Origin of the sequence: Sinorhizobium sp. CCBAU 05631 (assembly GCF_002288505.1) — a bacterium.
Lineage (GTDB): Bacteria > Pseudomonadota > Alphaproteobacteria > Rhizobiales > Rhizobiaceae > Sinorhizobium > Sinorhizobium fredii_C.
In genome coordinates this window covers 2247422-2266171 of record NZ_CP023063.1, presented here as the reverse complement: position 1 = coordinate 2266171, position 18750 = coordinate 2247422, and the positions used below count along the sequence as shown (strand labels likewise).

The window sequence follows — 18750 nt, the reverse complement described above, 5'->3', positions numbered from 1 at the left end:
CCCATCACCGTCCAAAAAGCTGACCAAAAGGAAGTTCCATGCGCCCAGAACAGCTGATCCGTTGGGGTATCATCGGCCCCGGCACCATCGCGCGGACATTCGCCGCGGGGATTGCCCGGTCCAGGACGGGCCACCTTGTGGCTATCGGCAGCCGCGATCCGGACAGGCCTGGCCTCGCTGACGGCTTTCCCGGGGCGCGCATTGTCGAGGGTTACGAAATGCTGCTTAAGGATCCGGAGATCGACGCGGTCTATATCGCCACGCCGCATCCCGGCCATGCAGAATGGGCGATCAAGGCGGTGCGCGCCGGCAAGCATGTGCTGGTCGAAAAGCCGATGGCGCTTTCCGCCTTCGAGGCGCAGTCGATCTTCCACGAGGCGAAAAAGGCCGGCGTTTTCGCCGGCGAAGCCTATATGTACCGGTTCCATCCGCAGACGGCCCGGCTGGTCGAACTCGTGCGGGAGGGCGCGATCGGCGACGTGCGGATCATCCGCTCGAGTTTCGGCTTCGACATGGGCGGCTATCGCCCGGAGCACCGCCTCTTTGCCAATGATCTCGCCGGCGGCGGCATTCTCGATGTCGGCGGTTACCCGGTCTCTATGGTTTGCATGCTCGCCGGTGCCGCAGAGGAAAAGACCTTCCTCGAACCGCAGACGGTATCCGGTGCGGCGCGTCTGGGGCCATCCGGGGTCGACGAGTGGGCCTCGGCGGTCCTCAAGTTCCCGAACGACATTGTCGCGGAAGTGTCCTGCTCGATCATGGCACAGCAGGACAACGTGTTGCGCATCATCGGTTCGAAAGGCCGCATCGAGGTGAAGGACTTCTGGTTCGCCTCCGGCACCGAGGGCGGGATAGGGCGCATCGAGATCATCAGGGGCGACCGACAGCGGACGATCGAGGTCGAGGAGAAGCGCCATCTCTATTCGTTCGAGGTCGATGCGGTGGGCGAGGCGATCCGTGCCGGCCGCGCCGAGTTCTCTTTCCCCGGTATGAGCGCCGAAGATACCCGCGCCAATCTACGCGTTCTCGATCGCTGGCGCGCATCCGTCGGCCTCGAATATGCGATCGAGACGGCCGCCAAACGGACCACCAATCTCGCAGGTGCGGCCGTCGTCGCCGGGAGCAATGTGCCCAAACGGCAGATTCCGGGCGTCGCCAAGCCGGCCTCAAATGTTGCGCTGGGTTTCGAGTTTTTTCCGAGTTTCGCCTCCGCCTCGCTGACGCTCGACGCTTTCTACGAGGCCGGAGGAAACGTCTTTGACACTGCATTCGTCTACCGTGCCGGCAAGACCGAGAGCATTTTCGGCGACTGGCACACGAGCCGAAAGGTCGATCGTGAGGACATCATCCTGATCGGCAAGGGGGCCCATTCGCCGCTCTGCTACCCGGACGTGATCGCCCAGCAATTGGATCAGTCGCTGGAGCGGCTGAAGACCGACTATGTCGATGTCTACTTCATGCACCGCGACAATCCGGACATCCCGGTCGGCGAATTCGTCGATGCCATGGACACCGAGGTCCGGCGCGGGCGCATCCGGGGTATCTTCGGTGGATCAAACTGGACGCGCGCGCGCATGGACGAAGCGATCGCCTATGCCGAGAAAAATGGCAAGGTGGGCCCGGCCGCTCTTTCCAACAATTTCTCGTTGGCGGAGATGCTCGATCCCATCTGGCCCGGCTGTGTCGCGGCGTCCGACGACGGCTGGAAAGACTGGCTGGCGAAGCGGCAGATTCCGAATTTTGCCTGGTCGAGCCAGGGGCGGGGGTTTTTCACCGACAGGGCCGGGCGCGACAAGCGGGAGGACGAGGAAATCGTCCGGGTCTGGTATTCCGAGCGCAATTTCCAACGCCGCGACCGGGCAATCGAACTCGCGAGGAAGCACGGCTGCAGCCCGATCCACATCGCGCTTGCCTATGTCATTGCCCAGCCGTTCCCCGTCATCCCGCTGATCGGCCCGCGGACCGTGGCGGAACTGGATGACAGTCTCTCGGCCCTGCAGATCACGCTTGCTCCGGAAGAGTTGCGTTGGCTGGAAGGCTGATCGCCGGGGTTTCGGGACCCGGCGGTGATCTAGAGGATGCTTATCCGGGGTTGTGTGGTTCAATACAGCCTGCAGACTAAAGTTATGGTTAACCAATAGTGGATAGGGTGACGATATTCTCTTTCTAGGAATATCGTCATGAAACAAACCCTGTTCGCAACGACTGCGATCTTGATTTCAGCAATGAGTGCTGAAGCTGCCGACATGGATGGGCCGCTGGTTGGCGATTTTGCCGACAGTGGCGCGTCCTATGAAGAAGCCTCGCCTGCTGTAGCAAGTCCCGTGGTTGGCTATGTCGAGGGCGAGCTTCATGCCGGAAAGACGTCGGACTCCGATCTGGACAGCAAGGGCTGGGCTCTGCGCGGCGCAGTCAATTTCGACGCCGGCTCCGGCCTCAACCTCCAGGCTGACGGCGGGTATGGCCAGACGGATATCGATGACGCCGATTATGACAACGCCTATGGCGCAGCGCACGTCTATTATCGCCCAACCCAGGATTATGCATTGGGCGCATTCTTTCAAAGCTCGCGGCTCGGAACTGGTTTTGCGTCGGGGCTGGCGGGAGGAAGCGACGATGTCACCGACAATTCCGGTGGCATCGAAGCTGCCTATTTCGACGCCGTGGGCACGGCCTATACTCAACTGGGCTACGGCAAGTCCGACATCGTCGGCCTCGATGCCGACCACTATTTCGGAAAGATCGGCGCTCGACTCTATCTTACCGACAACATGCGGATCGACGGCGAACTCGGGCTGCACAACTTCGACTTCGACGTCGCCGATGCGAAGCTCGATCTGACGACGGCCTCGATCATCGGCAATTACCGTCCGGAGGCCATGCCCTTCACGGTGTTCGCCGGATACCGCTACGACCGCGCGAGCCTCGAAAGCGGCGGCATCGATTTCGAACCGGAAAATAGCCACACGCTGACAACGGGATTGCGCTACAACTTCGGCTCTTCGACGCTCAAGCAGGAAGAGCGTAGCGGTCCGGCCTGGACCACTACCACCCTGCTGCCTTGATCCGCTGACCTCGCCCTCCAGGATCGAGTTCAAGAACGCAGTGACGTTCCGGGACGGCACGTCACTGCGGCGCGCGGGCTTTACTTCTCCGCCGACAATATTCTTGTGAAAAATCCGAGACTAGGGCACAATTTGTAAACGCATCTGAAGTGCGGCGCTACCTCAAATCTGGCCATCTCGCGCCGAGTGACAGTTCGCGTGTGAGGGGTCGGCGTCGATGGATCAAGGCTTCTTTCTTCTGTTCGCCACTGTAGCTGTGATCACCGCCCTGATTGTGGTGCTGGCCCGCAATCCGGTTCACAGCGCCCTGGCCCTGATGGCCTGTTTCCTGCAGATTTCGGCCGTCTTCGTGCTGCTCGAGGCACCCTTGCTCGCGGTCGTCCAGATCTTCGTCTATGTCGGCGCGATCATGGTGCTGTTCCTCTTCGTGATCATGATGATCGATGTGCGCGAGGCGGTGTTGCAGCGGTTCGTGCCGGGTGGAAACCTGCCGGCCCTGGCGCTGCTCGGGCTGCTCGGGGCCGAGATGCTCGTGCTGGTGCTGTCGAGCGACCGCTTTTCGGCCACGGAACCCGCCGCCATGGCGGAGGGCGACCAGATCCGAGCACTCAGCACGACCCTGTTTGCCGATTATCTCCTGCCGTTTGAAGCCGCCTCCGTCATCCTGCTGGCGGCGCTCGTGGGCGCGATCGTGCTGGCACGGAAGGAGTCGGGGTGATGGTTCCGCTCTGGTGGCACATTTCGCTCGGCGTGATCCTCTTCGTGATCGGGGCGGCGGGTGTGCTCCTGAGGCGCAATATCCTCGTCGTGCTGATGTCGCTGGAGCTGCTGCTCAACTCGGTCAATATCAACTTCATCGCTTTCGGGCGTTACTATGCCGATTTCCGCGGCCAGATCTTCGCGATCTTCGTCATCGCGATCACCGCCGCGGAGGTTGCCGTCGCCCTCGGTATCCTGGTTGCCCTCGTGCGGAACAAGTCGACCCTCAAGGTCGACGACGTCACCGTGATGAAAGGATAGCCGCTTGGATCCGGTGATCTCCATCCGGCCCCTGCTTGCCGTCGCCGTCGCGGGCCTGGCGGCTCTGGCAGTTCTCTTTCTCCACAAGCGTGAAAATGTCCGCGATCTCGTCTCGCCGCTCGCCGCGGTCGTCATGTTCGCGATCGTCGCTTCAATGGCGCCGACGGTGCTTTCGGGCGGCACGGTCGAGTTGCGGCTGTTCGAGATCCTGCCCGGGATCGACTTCGCGTTCCGGGTCGATGCGCTCGGCATGGTGTTTGCCACCGTCTCGTCACTCTTATGGATCGTGGCGGCGATCTATTCCATCGGCTATATGCGGCATTTGCACGAGCACGCGCAGACCCGCTTCTTCGCCTGCTTCGCCACCAGCCTCGCGGCCGCCGTCGGCGGCGCCTTCGCCGCCAATCTGTTCACGCTGGTGATCTTCTACGAGGTGCTGAGCCTCGTCACCTATCCGCTCGTCTACCACCACGAAGACGAAGCGGGCTGGGCGGGCAGCCGCAAGTATCTCGTCTATCTGATGGGCGCCTCGAAGAGCGTGCTGCTGGCGGCGCTGGCGCTCACCTATCACATCTCCGGGTCGCTCGACTTCGCGCCCGGGGGACTGTTGGCGAAGGCCGATGCCTCGGCGGCGCTGCTAACGGTCGTCTATTTCTGCTATCTGTTCGGCTTCGCCAAGGCGGCCGTAATGCCGATGCATGCCTGGCTGCCTGCCGCAATGGTGGCGCCGACCCCGGTCAGCGCGCTCCTGCATGCGGTGGCCGTCGTCAAGATGGGCGTGTTCTGCGTGCTCAGGATAGTGTTCCACGTCTTCGGCACGGGGCTGATGGGCGGCTTGGGTCTCGGCATCGCGACCGCCTACCTGGTCTCCTTCACGATCCTGATGGCGTCGATCTATGCGCTCACGCGCGACGATCTAAAGGCGCGGCTCGCCTATTCGACGGTCAGCCAGCTCTCCTACGTGGTGCTGGGCGCGGTTCTGCTCTCGCCGGTCGCGATGGTCGGCGGGATCATCCACATCGCTGCGCACGCCTTCTCCAAGATCACCCTCTTTTTCTGCGCCGGGTCGATCTATTGCGCTTCGGGAAAACGCAACATCAGCGACATGGCCGGTATCGGCCGGAGGCTGCCCTGGACGATGGGAGCGTTCTTCGTCGCCTCGCTCAGCATGATCGGCGTGCCGCCGACCGCGGGCTTCGTCAGCAAATGGTACCTGACGCTCGGTTCCGTCCAGGCGGGGGAGATCGCGTTCCTGATCGTGCTTCTGGCAAGCTCGGTGCTGAACGCCGCCTATTTCCTACCGGTCAGCTATGTCGCCTTTTTTGGCGGAGAGGGGCCCGAGGGGCTATCGAAGGTCCGTGAAATTCCGCTGGTGACTGTCCCTCTGGTTGCGACGGCGGTCCTGTCGGTGCTGATGGGCATCTTCCCCGGCTATTTCCTCGCCCTGGCGGAAGGAGTGGTTCGATGATCAAGAGCATCGTCGATTTCTTTGGCGATGAAGCCTATGCGCGGTACCGGCACCGGCTGTTCTATCTGGTGCTCGCGCTGATCGTCGTCGCCGACTTCGTCGTCCCGCGCGACCATGTCGAATATCTGTGGGAGCGGCTGCCTGGCTGGTCGGCCGTCTACGGCTTCGTCTCCTGCGTGCTGCTGATTTTCGTTTCCAAGTTCCTCGGCCATCAGGGCGGGCTCATGCGGCGCGAGGACTATTATGATTGAGTTCGTCCATCCCGCTCTGCTGTTCATTCTCGGTGCCGTGCCGATCCCTTTCCTTCCGCGATCGATCCGCAAGGCCTATCTGTTGCTGATCCCGGTGCTGGCGATCTTCGCCGTGCTCGCTCTCCAGCCGGGAAGCTATGGCGCGGCGCAGTTTCTCGGCCAGGAGATCCTGATCGCCAAGGTCGACAAGCTGAGCATCATCTTTGCCACGGTCTTCACCATCATGGCGCTGATCGGCATGGTCTATGCGCTGCACCTGACCGAGGCCGGCCAGCACGTGGCGGCCTTCGTCTATGTCGGCAGCGCGCTCGGCGTGGTGTTCGCCGGCGACTACCTGACGCTCTATCTCTTCTGGGAGGGCATGGCCTTTGCCTCCGCTTACCTGGTTTTCGCTCAGGGAGGCGAGAAGGCGATCCGCGCCGCGTTCCGCTACCTGATGGTCCATGTCACCGGCGGCGTCGTGCTGCTCGGCGGCGTCGTCCTTCACGCGCTTGCCAGCGGATCGCTGCTTTTCGGCCCGATCGAGGGCAATATCGGTGCCGGCGCCTATCTGATCCTTGCCGGCTTCCTGCTTAATGCCGCCGTGCCGCCGCTCAATGCCTGGCTGACCGATGCCTATCCGGAGGCGACGGTTACCGGGGCGGTTTTCATGAGCGCCTTTACCACCAAGACTGCCGTCTATGTGCTGGCGCGGGCCTTTCCGGGGACCGAACTCCTGGTCTGGCTCGGCACGGCGATGGCGCTCTACGGGGTCGTCTACGCCGTGCTGGAAAACGACTGCCGGCGCCTGCTCGCCTATCATATCGTCAGCCAGGTGGGCTACATGGTGGCCGGCGTTGGCATCGGCACCGAGGTGGCCGTGAACGGTGCGACCAGCCATGCCTTCGCGCATATCCTCTATAAGGCGCTGCTGTTCATGGGGGCAGGGGCGGTGATCTACGTCACCGGACGGCGCAAGCTCACCGAACTCGGCGGTCTCTACCGGACCATGCCGTTGACGGTGGCGCTCTACATGATCGGCGCCTTCGCGATCTCGGCCTTTCCGTTCTTCTCGGGCTTCGTCACCAAGTCGATGGTGGTGGCCGCCGCCGGAGAGGATCACCGTGCGCTGGTGATGCTGGCGCTGACGATGGCCTCGTCGGGGACGTTCCTGCATACCGGGCTCAAGCTGCCCTACTACATGTTCTTCGGCACCGACCGCGGCCTTCAGGCGCGGGAGCCGCCCGGCAACATGCTGGTGGCGATGGCCATGGCGGCGACGCTCTGCGTTGCGATCGGGGTTTTCCCAGGGCCACTCTACGCGCTTCTTCCTTTTCCGGTTGCCTTCGAACCCTATACCGGCGCTCACATCACCGAGAGCCTCGGCGTGCTGATGTTCACCGCCCTGGGCTTCGTGCTGTTCTTGAAGGCGCTCGACCCGGAGAGCACCATCAGCATCGACACCGACTGGTTCTATCGCAAAGGGGCGCGGGCCTTCATGTGGTTCGCCGAGCGGCCGCTGGCCCGTTACGAGAAGGCGGTGAGCGACGTCTCCGAGACGACGGCGCTGCCCTTGCTGCACGGGACGGCACGGACCGGGCTGCGGGTCGACCTCAACGGCGTGGATGCCATCGTCAATGGCGTGGCGCATGCGATCCTTGACGGCGGCGGGGTGTTGCGGCGGCTGCAGACCGGCGTCGTGACGCATTATGCGCTGGCGATGATTGCCGGTCTGATCGCGGCCATCGCGGTCTTCGCCGTCGTGTGGCGATAGGGGGTGCGATGACGTTCCCGCTGCTCAGCCTTATCGTCTTCCTGCCCGCTGCCGGGGCAGCGGTTCTGATGTGTCTGCGCAACGACGACGCGGTGCGCTGGACGGCGCTCGGTTTCACGGTGGCCGACCTCGCGCTCGCGGTGGCGATGCTGGCCGCTTTCGACACCACGACCCACGAGATGCAGTTCACCGAGAGGCACCCCTGGGTGCCGGCAATCGGGATCACCTATGCGCTCGGCGTCGACGGCATCAGCGCTCTCTTCGTGTTCCTGACGGCGCTACTCGGCTGGATCTGCGTCCTCGCCTCGTGGGTGGCGATCGACCGCAAGGTCAAGGAGTTCATGGTCGCCCTGCTTTCGATGCAGACGCTGATGCTGGGAGTGTTCTCGGCGCTCGACCTGTTCCTGTTCTACGTCTGCTGGGAGGCGATGCTGATCCCGATGTATCTGATCATCGGCGTCTGGGGGGGCGACGGCCGGGTCTATGCGGCGTTCAAGTTCTTCCTCTACACGCTGGCCGGCAGCCTGCTGTTCCTGATCGGCGTCATCGTGCTTTATTTCCACGGCGGCCGGACCTTCGATATCCTTGCTTTGAGCGCGCAGGATCTGCCGTTCGATGTCCAGGCCTGGCTGTTCTTCGCCTTCCTGATCGCCTTCGCGGTAAAAGTACCGATGGTTCCGGTCCACACCTGGCTGCCGGACGCGCATGTCCAGGCGCCGACGGCGGGGAGCATCATTCTCGCCGGCGTACTCCTGAAGATGGGCGCCTATGGCTTCCTGCGCTTCTCGCTGCCGATGCTGCCGGAGGCATCGGTCTATTATTCGACGCTGATGCTGGCGCTTTCGGCGCTCGCCATCGTCTATGGCGGTCTGCTTGCGCTGGCGCAGGACGATCTGAAGAAGCTGGTCGCCTATTCCAGCATCAGCCACATGGGCTTCGTGACGATGGGGATCTTCGCGCTCAATCTCCGCGGGCTCGAAGGCGGCATCCTGCAGATGTTCAATCATGGCGTGACGACGGGCGCGCTGTTCCTGTTCGTCGGCGTGATCTACGAACGGACCCATACGCGCAGCATCGCCAACTATGGCGGGCTGATGAAGGTGGCGCCAGTCTATACCGGATTTCTTGCGCTGTTCACCCTCTCGTCGATGGCGCTGCCGGGCACCAATTCGTTCGTCGGCGAGCTGCTGGTGCTGTCGGGCGGCTTTGCCGCCAACATGGCCGTCGGCACAGCGGCGGTTCTGGGGGCATTGCTGAGCGCCGCCTATCTGCTTGGAATGTATCGCAAGGTCGCACTCGGTCCGGCGAGCGTCGGTGCCCGGTATCAGATCCGCGACGTGAACGGCCGCGAGATGGCGGCGATAGTGCCGCTCGCGGTTTTCGTGCTCTGGGTCGGGCTTTATCCGAAACCCTTCCTCAACGTCATCGACGCCTCGGTGAAGCATCTGCTGACCGAGGTGCACGGCCAGGAGAGCGGACAATGACCGCCGCCGTGCTTTTCCAATGGATGCTGGCAAGCCTGCCGGAAATCATCGTGATCACCGGCGCTTGCATCCTGTTGATCCTGGGGCAGTTGGTACGGCGGGAACAGCTGCTCTTCTGGGCCTCCGTCGCGGTCGTACTGATCGCCGCTCTCGCGACGTTTCTGCTGGCGGGCGAGGTGCGGCCGGCCTATTCGGGCATGTTCGTTGCCGATCGCTTCGCGATCTTCTTCAAGTTCGTCTTCTATCTGGCCACGGTCCTGACGTTCCTGCTTTCGCGGAAATATGCCGATATCGAAGGGATCGGCAGCAGCGAATACTATGTCATGCTGCTCTTCGCGCTGTCGGGCATGATGATCATGGCCTCGGCGACCGATCTCCTGTCGATTTATGTGGGCCTCGAACTGATGGTGCTCTGCACCTATGTGCTGACCGGCTTCCTCCGGCATGAGCGGCGGTCGAACGAGGCGGCGCTGAAATATGTGATCCTCGGCGCCGTTTCGACCGGCATTTTCCTTTATGGCGTTTCGCTTGTCTATGGGCTCACTGGGACGACGCAGCTGGATGCCATGGCCGCTGCGGTGAGCGGCGATCCGCTCGATCCGGGCTTGCTGCTGGCGGTGGTTTTCATCGTCGCGGGGCTGGTCTTCAAGGTCGGCGCGGTGCCGTTCCATATGTGGGTGCCGGACGTCTATGAAGGCGCGCCGACGACGGTCACCGCCTTCATGTCGGTGGGGCCGAAGGCGGCGGGGTTCGCGGTGATCCTTCGGGTGTTCCTCAATCCGCTGGTCGCAGCCTCGGACGTCTGGATCATAGTCGCGGTCATTGCGGTGGTGACGGCGGCGCTCGGCAGCTTTGTGGCGCTGGTGCAGGACAATTTCAAGCGGCTGCTCGCCTATTCGAGTATCGCCCATGCGGGGTTCGCCACGTTCGGCGTGGTGGCCGGCGGGGTGGACGGGGTCGCCAGCGTGATGCTCTATCTGCTGATCTACGCCTTCATGAATCTCGGCATTTTTGGCGCCGTTATCATGATGCGGAGCGGTGATTTTTCCGGCGAGGTCATCGAAGACTATGCCGGCTTCGCCAAGTCGCACCCGGGGCTGGCGCTTCTCATGCTCATCTATCTGTTTTCGCTTGCCGGCATCCCGCCGACTGCCGGGTTTTTCGCCAAGTTCTACGTGCTCACCGCGCTCGTCGAGCGCGGTTTCGTCTTCCTGGCGGTGGTCGCGGTGCTGTTGAGTGCCGTCGCCGCCTATTTTTACATCCGCATCGTCATGGTGATCTACATGCGCGAGCCGGAGCGGGCCTTCGAACCGGCACTGACGCCCTTTGTCCGCGCCACGCTCGCCTGCACCGCCGCCGGCACCATCGGCATCGGCCTTTTTCCGGAGTGGTTCCTGAGGCTTGCCCAACACTCGGCTTTTGGCGGCTGATGGATTGGATTTGCAATGGTCCGTTCGACGGAATAGACTGCAAGTTCAAGAAAGAATTGCTCAAATTCGCTTCCAGGGCGAGCGCTTTTTTGACCCGGCATGGGGTCGGCCCTGACGAAAGCCCTCGATGAACGGGGCATGCGAGATGACTGCGATCGAATTCCTGCCGGTTCTTGTGATGATCGCCGGAGTTGTTCTGGTGGTCGGGGCGACTTTGTTTGTCTCATCGCTGCTGCGTCCCTCCAATCCCTATCCCGAAAAGAACATGCCCTATGAGTGCGGCATGGACCCGGCCGGCGAGGCCGCCGGGGGCCGCTTCCGGGTGCAGTTCTATATTCTCGCGATCCTGCTGGTCGTCTTTGACGTCGAGACGATGTTCCTGTTTCCCTGGGCCGTCGTGCTGAAGGAGATCGGCCTGATTGGCTTTGTCGAGATGTTCGTCTTCATCGTTCTGCTTCTCGTGGGCTTCGCCTACGCCTGGTTGAAGGGGGCGCTCGAATGGGAGGCTTGAACAACGCATTCCGCGACAGCGTGCTCTTCACCACGGCCGACAGCGTCATCAGCTGGAGCCGCCGGTCGGCGCTGTGGCCCGAGACTTTCGGTATCGCCTGCTGCGCCATCGAGATGATCTCGGCAGGCTGCGCCCGCTATGATCTCGACCGGTTCGGGGTGGTGTTCCGGCCGTCGCCCCGGCAGTCCGACGTGATGATCATCGCTGGTACCGTGACGCGGAAGTTTGCGCCCGTGGTGCGCCGGCTCTATGACCAGATGCCGGAGCCCCGCTGGGTAATCGCCATGGGCACCTGCGCCATTTCCGGCGGGGTCTACAACACCTATGCGGTGGTGCAGGGGGCGGAAACTTTCGTGCCGGTGGACGTTCACGTGCCGGGCTGTCCGCCACGGCCTGAGGCGCTGATGCACGGTTTCCTGCTGCTTCAGGAGAAGATCAAGAAGACCAGGGCGCTCGCCGGGACGCCATTGGACCGGATCGCCGCATCATGAGCGTAACGACGTCCGTTATCAGCACCCTTATCGCGGAACGTTTCGGAGAGGCCATCGAGGACCTTGGCTTCTCGCTTGGGGTTCACGCTTTTGCTGCTCCGCCAGACAGGATCGTCGAGCTTTGCCGGTTGCTGAAGGAGCACCCGGAACTGCGCTTCGATTTCCTGTCAGACGTCTGCGGTGTCGACCACTATCCCGAGCGGCCGCGCTACGAGGCCGTCTATCACCTCTATTCGCTGCCGAACAAATGGCGCGTCCGGATCAAATGCCGCCTCGGCGATCCGCCGCGGGTGCCCTCGGTGACGGGCGTCTGGCGCACGGCCAACTGGCATGAGCGCGAGGCCTGGGACATGTACGGGATCACGTTCGAGGGACATCCCGACTTGCGCCGCATCTATATGTGGGAAGGCTTCGAGGGCTTCCCACAGCGCAAGGACTTTCCACTTCGAGGCTACAGGGACGAACTGAACCCGTTCGGCGCCGAAGGGCCGGCGCCAAACCAGCCGGACCTTGCCACCAGGGACATTCCATCGGGGGGCCGTACGACACCGGGAACGTGAGATGACCGAAGTCACTGAGCTCATGAGGCCTGAGGGCGAAGCGCTCGACACCAAGGAGGTGCTTCTCAATCTCGGCCCGCAGCATCCGAGCACTCACGGGGTGCTGCGGCTCGTGCTCGAGCTCGACGGCGAATATGTCGCCCGCGTCGATCCGCATATCGGCTATCTGCACCGCGGCACCGAGAAACTCGCCGAGAGCTTCACCTACACGCAGATCTTTCCGCTCACCGACCGGCTCGACTATGTCTGTCCGCCCTCGAACAACCTCGCCTTCGCGCTGGCAGTCGAGAAGCTGCTGGGCATCGAAGCGCCGATCCGCGCGCAATATATCCGCGTGCTGATGGCCGAGCTGGCGCGGATCTCCGGCCATCTGCTGATCACCGGCGCGCTGCCGATGGATCTCGGTGCCATGACCGCGCTGCTTTACGCCATGCGCGAGCGCGAAATGATCATGGACCTCCTGGAAATGGTCACCGGCGCGCGCATGCACACTTCCTTTTGCCGGGTGGGCGGCGTGCGCGAGGACCTGCCGGACGGCTTCCTCCCCAAGGTCCGGGAGTTCTGCGACATCTTCCCGCACCGGATCCGCGACTACGAACGGCTGATCGAGGACAATCGGGTGTTCCTGAAGCGGACCCAAGGCGTCGGTATAATTTCGCCCGAGGACGGCATCGACCTCGGCTTGAGCGGTCCCAACCTGCGCGCGTCCGGCGTCGACTGGGACATTCGCCGCGACGAACCTTACGAGATCTACGACCGGCTCGATTTCAACGTCATTACCCGCGACGAGGGCGACTGCTATGCGCGCTGGCAGTGCCGGGTCGAGGAAATGCGGGAGAGCGTGCGGATCATCGAGCAATGTCTCGACCAGATGCCGGACGGGCCGTTCCAGGTCGACATGCCGACGATCGCCTTTCCCATGGACAAGGATCGCGTGCACTGTTCGATGGAGGCGCTGATCCAGCATTTCGACCTGTCGGCCTACGGCTTCAAGGTGCCGAACGGGGAGGTCTATTCGGCGATCGAGGCGCCGAAGGGCGAGCTCGGCTTCTACATCGTCAGCGACGGGTCGGAAAAGCCGTTCCGCATGAAGGTGCGGGCACCGTCCTTCGTCAACCTCCAGGCGCTCTTCGGGGTCAGTAATGCCCGTTACCTGGCGGACATGATCGCAGTGCTCGGCAGCCTCGATCCCGTGATGGCGGAGGTGGACAAGTAGCAGGAGTTTGAACCCGATGAGCATGCGCGAAAAGATCGAGGAAGCGGCGGCGCGGTATCCCGACCAGCGCTCGGCAATCATGCCCGCACTGCTCATCGCGCAGCAGGAACATGGCCATCTGCCCGGTCCGATACTGGAGGAAATCGCCGACATACTCGGCGTCGAGCGGATCTGGGTCTACGAGTTGGCGACCTTTTACACGCTCTTCCATACGGAGCCCATCGGAGCCTTCCACCTGCAGCTCTGCGACAATGTCTCCTGCATGCTCTGCGGATCCGAGGCGCTTTTGAAGCATCTGGAAGCGGTGCTGGCGATCAAGACGGGCGAGACCTCTCCGGACCGCGTGTTCACGCTTTCGACCGTCGAGTGCCTCGGTGCCTGCGAGATGGCTCCGGTAATGCAGGTCGGCGACGACTATTACGGCGACCTCGATATCGGCCGGATCGATGCGCTTCTCGCCAGGCTGCGGGCCGAGGCGGGGCAAGTGATAGGCGGCGCCGATACCGCCGCCGCGGCACCGCCGGGAGAATAGAGTCATGTTCGAACCGGTTCTCCTCAAGAATATCAATGCGCCGGATGGCCATCTGCTCGCTACCTACGAGGCCGGCGGCGGCTACCAGGCTCTAGCCAAGGTGCTGCGTGAGCACACGCCCGACGAGGTCATCGAGCTCGTCAAACAGTCCAATCTGCGCGGTCGCGGCGGCGCCGGATTCCCGACGGGGATGAAGTGGGGGTTCGTGCCGAAGCTTGCCGACAAGCCGAAATATCTCTGCTGCAATGCCGACGAGGGCGAGCCGGGAACGTTCAAGGACCGGATCATCATGGAACGCGACCCGCATCAACTCGTCGAGGGGCTGGCGGTCAGCGCCTATGCGATCGGGGCGGAAACCGCCTATGTCTACGTCCGCGGCGAATATGTGAAGGCCATTCGTCGCCTGGAACAGGCGATCGCCGAGGCGCGGGAAAAGGGCTATCTCGGAGAGGGAGTCCTCGGATCGGATTTCAACTTCACGATCCACATTCACTGCGGCGCCGGCGCCTATATCTGCGGCGAGGAGACCGCGATGCTCGAATCGCTCGAGGGCAGGCGGGCGCAACCGCGATTGAAGCCGCCCTTTCCGGCAGTTGCCGGGCTCTACGCCAGCCCTACGGTGATCAACAACGTCGAAACGCTCGCCTGTGTGCCGCATATCGTGATGCGGGGGCCTCACTGGTTCCGGAGTATCGGCCCGGACAAGAGCCCCGGTCCGAAGCTCTACTGTATCAGCGGTCATGTGAAGAAACCCGGGCTCTACGAGCTGCCGATGGGCATACCGCTGCGCGAACTGGTCGAGGACCATGCCGGCGGACCGCTGCCGGGACGCCGGATCAAGGCGGTGATCCCGGGCGGCGTCTCGGCCCCGGTCATCCCGCGGGATGGTCTGGATGTCGGCATGGACTTCGACTCGCTGGCAGTCGCAGGCTCGATGCTCGGCTCGGCCGGGGTGATCGTGGTGGACGACTCGACCTGCATGGTCAAGGTTGCCACCCGCATCATCGAGTTCTTCCATCACGAGTCCTGCGGCAAGTGCACGCCATGCCGCGAAGGATTGAACTGGGTCGTCAAGGTGCTGCGCCGGATCGAGGCCGGGGAGGGCGCCCCCGGGGATCTCGAGCAGTTGGACAAGCTCTGCAAGGGCATATTCGGCAACACGTTTTGTGCCTTGGGCGACGGCGCGGCGATGGGCCTGCGGGCCGCACTCGCGCATTTCCGCGATGAGTTCGTCGCCCATATCGAAGAGCGGCGGTGCCCGTTTCACTGAAGGCGGGCCGGGAGGGAATATGGTTAGGATCACGATCGATGGGCAAATGCTGGATGTGGAGCCCGGTTCCACAATACTGCAGGCCGCCCAGCGTCTGGGCACCGAAATCCCGACATTCTGCTATCTGAAGCGACTGCCGCCGCTCGCGTCATGCCGCATGTGTCTGGTGGAGATCGAGGGACTGCGGCGGCTGCAGCCCTCCTGCGCGACGGCGGTCACTGATGGCATGGTCGTGCGGACGAACACGCCGCTGATCGAGGAAACGCGGTCCTCAATGCTCGACATGCTGCTCGCCAACCATCCCCTCGACTGTCCGATCTGCGACAAGGGCGGCGAGTGCGAACTGCAGGACATGGTGATGGACTACGGGCCCCGCCGAAGCGAGTTCCGCGATCCCAAGCGCGTCTTTCACTCCCGCGACATCCGCCTCAGCCCGGTGATCATCATGAACGTCAACCGCTGCATCCAGTGCCAGCGCTGCGTGCGGATCTGCGAGGAAGTGGTTGGCGCGGTCGCCCTGGGCACCGTCGAAAAAGGCATGGATACTGCCGTCACCGGCTTTGAGGGCAGCCTCGCGAGTTGCGACCAGTGCGGCAATTGCGTCGAAGTCTGTCCGGTCGGCGCGCTGATGAGCTTCCCCTACCGCTACAAGGCGCGCCCGTGGGACCTGGCCGAGACCGATACGGTCTGCCCGCATTGCGGTACGGGCTGCCAGCTCACCGTTGGCGCGCGAAAGGGCGAGTTCATGCGGGTCCGCTCGAAGGAAGAGCACGGGGTGAACCGCGAAACGCTCTGCGTGCGGGGACGTTTCGGCCTTGACTTCGTCGAGAGCCGAGACCGGATCAGGCGACCGATGATCCGTCGTGATGGCGCCCTGGTGCCGGTTTCATGGAGTGAGGCCGGTGACTACCTGCGCCTACGCCTGTCGGCCGTCGAGAACAAGGCAGCGGGCGGGCTCGCCTCTGCGCGCCTGCCCAATGAGGTGCTCTACCAGTTCCAGAAGCTGATGCGGACGGTATTCCGGACCAACAACATCGACTGCTCGGCGCGCTGGCCCGCCCCCTTCGATGCGCTCGGCCCGCTGCTGGCAAGCTTCTACACGCGTGCCTCCCTGCACGAAGTGATCGGCAAGGACTGTGTGCTGGTGATCGGCGGCAACGTAACGGAGGAAAACCCGGTTACCGAATACCTGCTGCGCGATGCGGCGAGGCGGCGGCAGACCGGATTGCTCATGCTCTCGGCGCGGCCCTCCCGTCTCGACGCCGATGCCCGGGCGGTGCTTCGCGTGCCGCCGGGCGGAGAAGCGGCGAGCCTTGCGGCAGTGGTGGCAGGACTCCTGCCGAGCGAGGCCTTTGCGGACATCGGCGCCACGACGGTCGGTGAAGGGCCGGACCGTTTTGTTGCCGCTCTCAAGGAAGTCCGCAGCGTCAGCGTGCTTGTCAGCGTCGGCCTCCTCAGATCATCCGAAGCGCGCGCGACGCTGCAGCAAGTCAACAACCTGCTGCAGGCTCTCCGCCTGCTCGGTAAGGACGTGGCGATGCAGTTTCTCTTCGACAGGGCCAATCAGCTGGGCGCCTGGGACATGGGGGTTCTGCCGGAAAGTCTGCCGGGACTTTCGGCCATCGACGACGATGTTGCGCGTGCAGCTCTCGGGCGGGCCTGGGGCGCCGAGATCCCGTCTGCACCGAGCGCGAGTTTCGACGCCATGCTGGAACTCTGCGATATCGGGCGAATGGGTGCGCTCTATATCGTCGGAAGCGATCCCGTGATGACCTATCCCGATCGAAGGATCGCGCAGATGGCGCTTGGCGCCGCCGATCTTCTGATCGTGCAGGACGCGTTTCTCACGGATACGGCCGGCGTTGCCGATGTGGTGCTGCCCGCTGCAAGTTATGGAGAGGAAGCGGGCACTTTTACCAACAACGAGGGCCGGATCCAGAAGCTGCGCAAGTTCCGCGAACCCGCCTTCGAGGCCCGGGGCAATCTGGAGATATTCGACTTCGTCGCGCAGCTCCGTGATCATGCGCTACAGCCATCGTCGCAAGGCGAGATTTTCGACGAGATTGCCCGGCTTGTCCCAGCCTATCACGGATTGACGCAGGACGGGCTTGGTTCCGATGGCGCGTTCACAAGTGCGATTCCGACGCCACCGTCAGGCGTGTTCTTCGCGGCGCCGCCGAGACCGAAGGTCGACGACGGGCTGATGCTGATGACTGGCGATTGCCTGTTCCACAATGGATACCATTCCGAGCGCTCGGAGATCCTGAATACGGTCGCCGATGACCCCTATGTCGAGTTGAGCGAGCAGGATGCCGTGCGACTCGGCCTTTCGGATGGCGATCAGGTCGTCGTGCGATCCGCCCGGGGCGAATTGACCGCGAAGCTGAAGGTCAACAGGCGCTTTCCGCGTAGCCTCGTCTTTGTTCCCGAGAACTACCGGGCCCTGCGCCTCAACAGTCTGATGCAGCGGGGTGAGTATCCTTGTCCGGTGGAGGTTCAAAGGGCGCCTGCGCCATTCGAGATCGGTCCCCATGCCGAACCCGCGATGAGCGCTGGGGATCTCGGCCAAGGCATTGCCGGCTCGCCCTGACCCCGTTTCTCACCCGCAGTCGGTGATCTCTTTAGTGATAGTGGGTTCCGCTAATATAGTCGTACAGATCCTGCTCGGTGCGCTGCGCTTCGTCGAGCCTGTGCTTGACCACGTCGCCGATGCTGACCACGCCGACGACGTCGTCGCCCTCCATGACCAGCACGTGGCGGGTGCGCCGCTGCGTCATGATCGCCATTACAAAGGGGAGCAGATCCTCAGTCGAACAGATCGCCACGCTGCGGTTCATGATGTCGGCGACAGGCATCATGGTCGCCTCGCCGCCGTACTCGGCCATGGCATTGCAGCAATCTCGTTCCGAGAGCGTTCCAAGGAACTCCCCCGGCGACTGACTGACGACCACGAAGCCGATATTGTTATCGCGAAACAGCCGCAGGACTTCCACCATCGGTTGATCCGGGGTGACCGCGATCACTCCGACGCCTTTGTTTTTCACGATTTCGCCGACAAACATCTGAGCCTCCTTTCCAAGCACGTCGGTTTGGCAACGAGCGCGCTTTCACCGTCTCCGGATATTTCGCCACCAGTTGTAGCCCTGCGGCTCGTTCGTCTCGACCAGCACGTCTCTTTCCGTGTTCAGGCGCGCGGCGACCACGCCGCCGCCGGTCGCCGCCTTGCCGGGCTTGGCGAGCAGGTCGTCGCGTCCGATCACCAAATCGCGCGAGGAAAAACTCGAGAATTCATACTGTTGGCCGAGCGCGATTGCATCCGCCGGGCAGGCGTCCTCGCACAGGCCGCAGAACAGGCAGCGGGCAGTGTCGATCTCGAACTTGATCGGGCGCCGGTTGCCCTTCTCATCTTCGTAAGGAACGACCTCGATGCAGTAGCAGGGACAGATCCGCGCGCAGAGCTCGCAGGCCACGCACTTGATCTCGCCCTCTTCGTCACGCTTCAGGAAATGGTGGCCGCGATAACGCGAATAGGGCAGCCATTTCTCCTTATCCGGATACTGCATGGTCACGGTCTTGGAGAACATGTAGCCGAAGGTCAGCCCCAGACCCTTCGCCAGGTCGGCAAAGAACGTCCAGCCGATCCATGTTCCGATCATGTCCTGTGCGCGCGACATCGCCGCCCCGCTATGGAGCCGCCAG

At 62.9% G+C, this 18750-nt stretch carries 18 protein-coding genes; 16 read left to right on the top strand and 2 right to left on the bottom strand.

Going from position 1 to position 18750, the window contains the following annotated elements; genetic code table 11:
• The first annotated feature begins 38 nt into the window (after positions 1-38).
• The 16 genes from SS05631_RS11130 (at position 39) to nuoG (ending at position 17641) form a co-directional block, all read left to right on the top strand.
• The gene (locus SS05631_RS11130; RefSeq protein ID WP_037415136.1) at positions 39-2042 is read left to right on the top strand and encodes an aldo/keto reductase; all 2004 of its coding nucleotides are present in this window, start codon (positions 39-41) and stop codon (positions 2040-2042) included.
• A 138-nt stretch (positions 2043-2180) separates the two neighbouring features.
• Complete coding sequence (locus SS05631_RS11125) at positions 2181-3065, top strand: hypothetical protein (protein ID WP_037415138.1); 885 nt, start codon at positions 2181-2183, stop codon at positions 3063-3065.
• 217 nt (positions 3066-3282) lie between these two features.
• On the top strand, positions 3283-3783 hold the full coding sequence (locus tag SS05631_RS11120) for an NADH-quinone oxidoreductase subunit J (protein ID WP_037415141.1): 501 nt from the start codon (positions 3283-3285) through the stop codon (positions 3781-3783).
• Positions 3783-4085: an NADH-quinone oxidoreductase subunit NuoK gene (nuoK, locus tag SS05631_RS11115; RefSeq protein ID WP_037415142.1), complete on the top strand. Its 303-nt coding sequence runs from the start codon at positions 3783-3785 to the stop codon at positions 4083-4085. The genes SS05631_RS11120 and nuoK overlap by 1 nt, the downstream gene beginning before the upstream one ends.
• 4 nt (positions 4086-4089) lie before the next feature.
• Positions 4090-5553 (top strand): monovalent cation/H+ antiporter subunit D family protein, encoded by a 1464-nt coding sequence (locus tag SS05631_RS11110; RefSeq protein WP_037415144.1) that lies wholly within the window; start codon positions 4090-4092, stop codon positions 5551-5553.
• Positions 5550-5804, top strand: coding sequence for a hypothetical protein (locus tag SS05631_RS11105; protein ID WP_037415146.1), 255 nt, complete (start codon positions 5550-5552; stop codon positions 5802-5804). The genes SS05631_RS11110 and SS05631_RS11105 overlap by 4 nt, the downstream gene beginning before the upstream one ends.
• Positions 5797-7557: a Na(+)/H(+) antiporter subunit D gene (locus tag SS05631_RS11100; RefSeq protein WP_037415147.1), complete on the top strand. Its 1761-nt coding sequence runs from the start codon at positions 5797-5799 to the stop codon at positions 7555-7557. The genes SS05631_RS11105 and SS05631_RS11100 overlap by 8 nt, the downstream gene beginning before the upstream one ends.
• An 8-nt stretch (positions 7558-7565) precedes the next feature.
• Positions 7566-9041 (top strand): NADH-quinone oxidoreductase subunit M, encoded by a 1476-nt coding sequence (locus tag SS05631_RS11095; RefSeq protein WP_037415148.1) that lies wholly within the window; start codon positions 7566-7568, stop codon positions 9039-9041.
• The gene (locus tag SS05631_RS11090) at positions 9038-10471 is read left to right on the top strand and encodes an NADH-quinone oxidoreductase subunit N (RefSeq protein ID WP_037415149.1); all 1434 of its coding nucleotides are present in this window, start codon (positions 9038-9040) and stop codon (positions 10469-10471) included. The genes SS05631_RS11095 and SS05631_RS11090 overlap by 4 nt, the downstream gene beginning before the upstream one ends.
• A 145-nt stretch (positions 10472-10616) precedes the next feature.
• Complete coding sequence (locus SS05631_RS11085) at positions 10617-10982, top strand: NADH-quinone oxidoreductase subunit A (protein ID WP_037415296.1); 366 nt, start codon at positions 10617-10619, stop codon at positions 10980-10982.
• The gene (gene nuoB / locus SS05631_RS11080; protein ID WP_037415152.1) at positions 10970-11473 is read left to right on the top strand and encodes an NADH-quinone oxidoreductase subunit NuoB; all 504 of its coding nucleotides are present in this window, start codon (positions 10970-10972) and stop codon (positions 11471-11473) included. Before SS05631_RS11085 ends, nuoB begins: the two co-directional genes overlap by 13 nt.
• On the top strand, positions 11470-12033 hold the full coding sequence (locus tag SS05631_RS11075; protein WP_037415155.1) for an NADH-quinone oxidoreductase subunit C: 564 nt from the start codon (positions 11470-11472) through the stop codon (positions 12031-12033). The genes nuoB and SS05631_RS11075 overlap by 4 nt, the downstream gene beginning before the upstream one ends.
• Position 12034: 1 nt before the next feature.
• Positions 12035-13249, top strand: coding sequence for an NADH dehydrogenase (quinone) subunit D (gene nuoD, locus SS05631_RS11070; RefSeq protein WP_037415158.1), 1215 nt, complete (start codon positions 12035-12037; stop codon positions 13247-13249).
• A 16-nt stretch (positions 13250-13265) separates the two neighbouring features.
• A complete protein-coding gene (gene nuoE / locus SS05631_RS11065) occupies positions 13266-13781 on the top strand; it encodes an NADH-quinone oxidoreductase subunit NuoE (RefSeq protein ID WP_037415161.1) in 516 nt (171 codons plus the stop codon).
• A gap of 4 nt (positions 13782-13785) precedes the next feature.
• Complete coding sequence (gene nuoF / locus SS05631_RS11060) at positions 13786-15051, top strand: NADH-quinone oxidoreductase subunit NuoF (RefSeq protein WP_037415164.1); 1266 nt, start codon at positions 13786-13788, stop codon at positions 15049-15051.
• Positions 15052-15070: 19 nt separating this feature from the next.
• Positions 15071-17641, top strand: a complete 2571-nt coding sequence (gene nuoG, locus SS05631_RS11055; RefSeq protein WP_037415167.1) for an NADH-quinone oxidoreductase subunit NuoG — start codon at positions 15071-15073, stop codon at positions 17639-17641.
• A gap of 31 nt (positions 17642-17672) precedes the next feature.
• On the opposite strand, the gene SS05631_RS11050 is transcribed toward nuoG, so the two are convergent.
• Both SS05631_RS11050 and SS05631_RS11045 read right to left on the bottom strand, forming a co-directional pair.
• A complete protein-coding gene (locus SS05631_RS11050; protein WP_037415170.1) occupies positions 17673-18113 on the bottom strand; it encodes a CBS domain-containing protein in 441 nt (146 codons plus the stop codon).
• Between the two features lie 45 nt (positions 18114-18158).
• The gene (locus SS05631_RS11045) at positions 18159-18725 is read right to left on the bottom strand and encodes an NADH-quinone oxidoreductase subunit I (RefSeq protein WP_037415173.1); all 567 of its coding nucleotides are present in this window, start codon (positions 18723-18725) and stop codon (positions 18159-18161) included.
• Between the last annotated feature and the right edge of the window lie 25 nt (positions 18726-18750).

Excerpts from the sequence above, each read along its gene's own strand:
- nuoB (WP_037415152.1), top strand. The coding sequence starts at position 10,970 with ATGGGAGGCTTGAACAACGCATTCCGCGACAGCGTGCTCTTCACCACG.
- nuoE (WP_037415161.1), top strand. The coding sequence starts at position 13,266 with ATGAGCATGCGCGAAAAGATCGAGGAAGCGGCGGCGCGGTATCCCGAC.
- nuoG (WP_037415167.1), top strand. The coding sequence starts at position 15,071 with ATGGTTAGGATCACGATCGATGGGCAAATGCTGGATGTGGAGCCCGGT.
- SS05631_RS11045 (WP_037415173.1), bottom strand. The coding sequence starts at position 18,725 with ATGTCGCGCGCACAGGACATGATCGGAACATGGATCGGCTGGACGTTC.
- SS05631_RS11100 (WP_037415147.1), top strand. The coding sequence starts at position 5,797 with ATGATTGAGTTCGTCCATCCCGCTCTGCTGTTCATTCTCGGTGCCGTG.
- SS05631_RS11075 (WP_037415155.1), top strand. The coding sequence starts at position 11,470 with ATGAGCGTAACGACGTCCGTTATCAGCACCCTTATCGCGGAACGTTTC.
- SS05631_RS11125 (WP_037415138.1), top strand. The coding sequence starts at position 2,181 with ATGAAACAAACCCTGTTCGCAACGACTGCGATCTTGATTTCAGCAATG.
- SS05631_RS11095 (WP_037415148.1), top strand. The coding sequence starts at position 7,566 with ATGACGTTCCCGCTGCTCAGCCTTATCGTCTTCCTGCCCGCTGCCGGG.
- SS05631_RS11085 (WP_037415296.1), top strand. The coding sequence starts at position 10,617 with ATGACTGCGATCGAATTCCTGCCGGTTCTTGTGATGATCGCCGGAGTT.
- nuoF (WP_037415164.1), top strand. The coding sequence starts at position 13,786 with ATGTTCGAACCGGTTCTCCTCAAGAATATCAATGCGCCGGATGGCCAT.
- SS05631_RS11090 (WP_037415149.1), top strand. The coding sequence starts at position 9,038 with ATGACCGCCGCCGTGCTTTTCCAATGGATGCTGGCAAGCCTGCCGGAA.
- SS05631_RS11120 (WP_037415141.1), top strand. The coding sequence starts at position 3,283 with ATGGATCAAGGCTTCTTTCTTCTGTTCGCCACTGTAGCTGTGATCACC.
- SS05631_RS11050 (WP_037415170.1), bottom strand. The coding sequence starts at position 18,113 with ATGTTTGTCGGCGAAATCGTGAAAAACAAAGGCGTCGGAGTGATCGCG.
- SS05631_RS11130 (WP_037415136.1), top strand. The coding sequence starts at position 39 with ATGCGCCCAGAACAGCTGATCCGTTGGGGTATCATCGGCCCCGGCACC.
- SS05631_RS11105 (WP_037415146.1), top strand. The coding sequence starts at position 5,550 with ATGATCAAGAGCATCGTCGATTTCTTTGGCGATGAAGCCTATGCGCGG.
- nuoK (WP_037415142.1), top strand. The coding sequence starts at position 3,783 with ATGGTTCCGCTCTGGTGGCACATTTCGCTCGGCGTGATCCTCTTCGTG.
- nuoD (WP_037415158.1), top strand. The coding sequence starts at position 12,035 with ATGACCGAAGTCACTGAGCTCATGAGGCCTGAGGGCGAAGCGCTCGAC.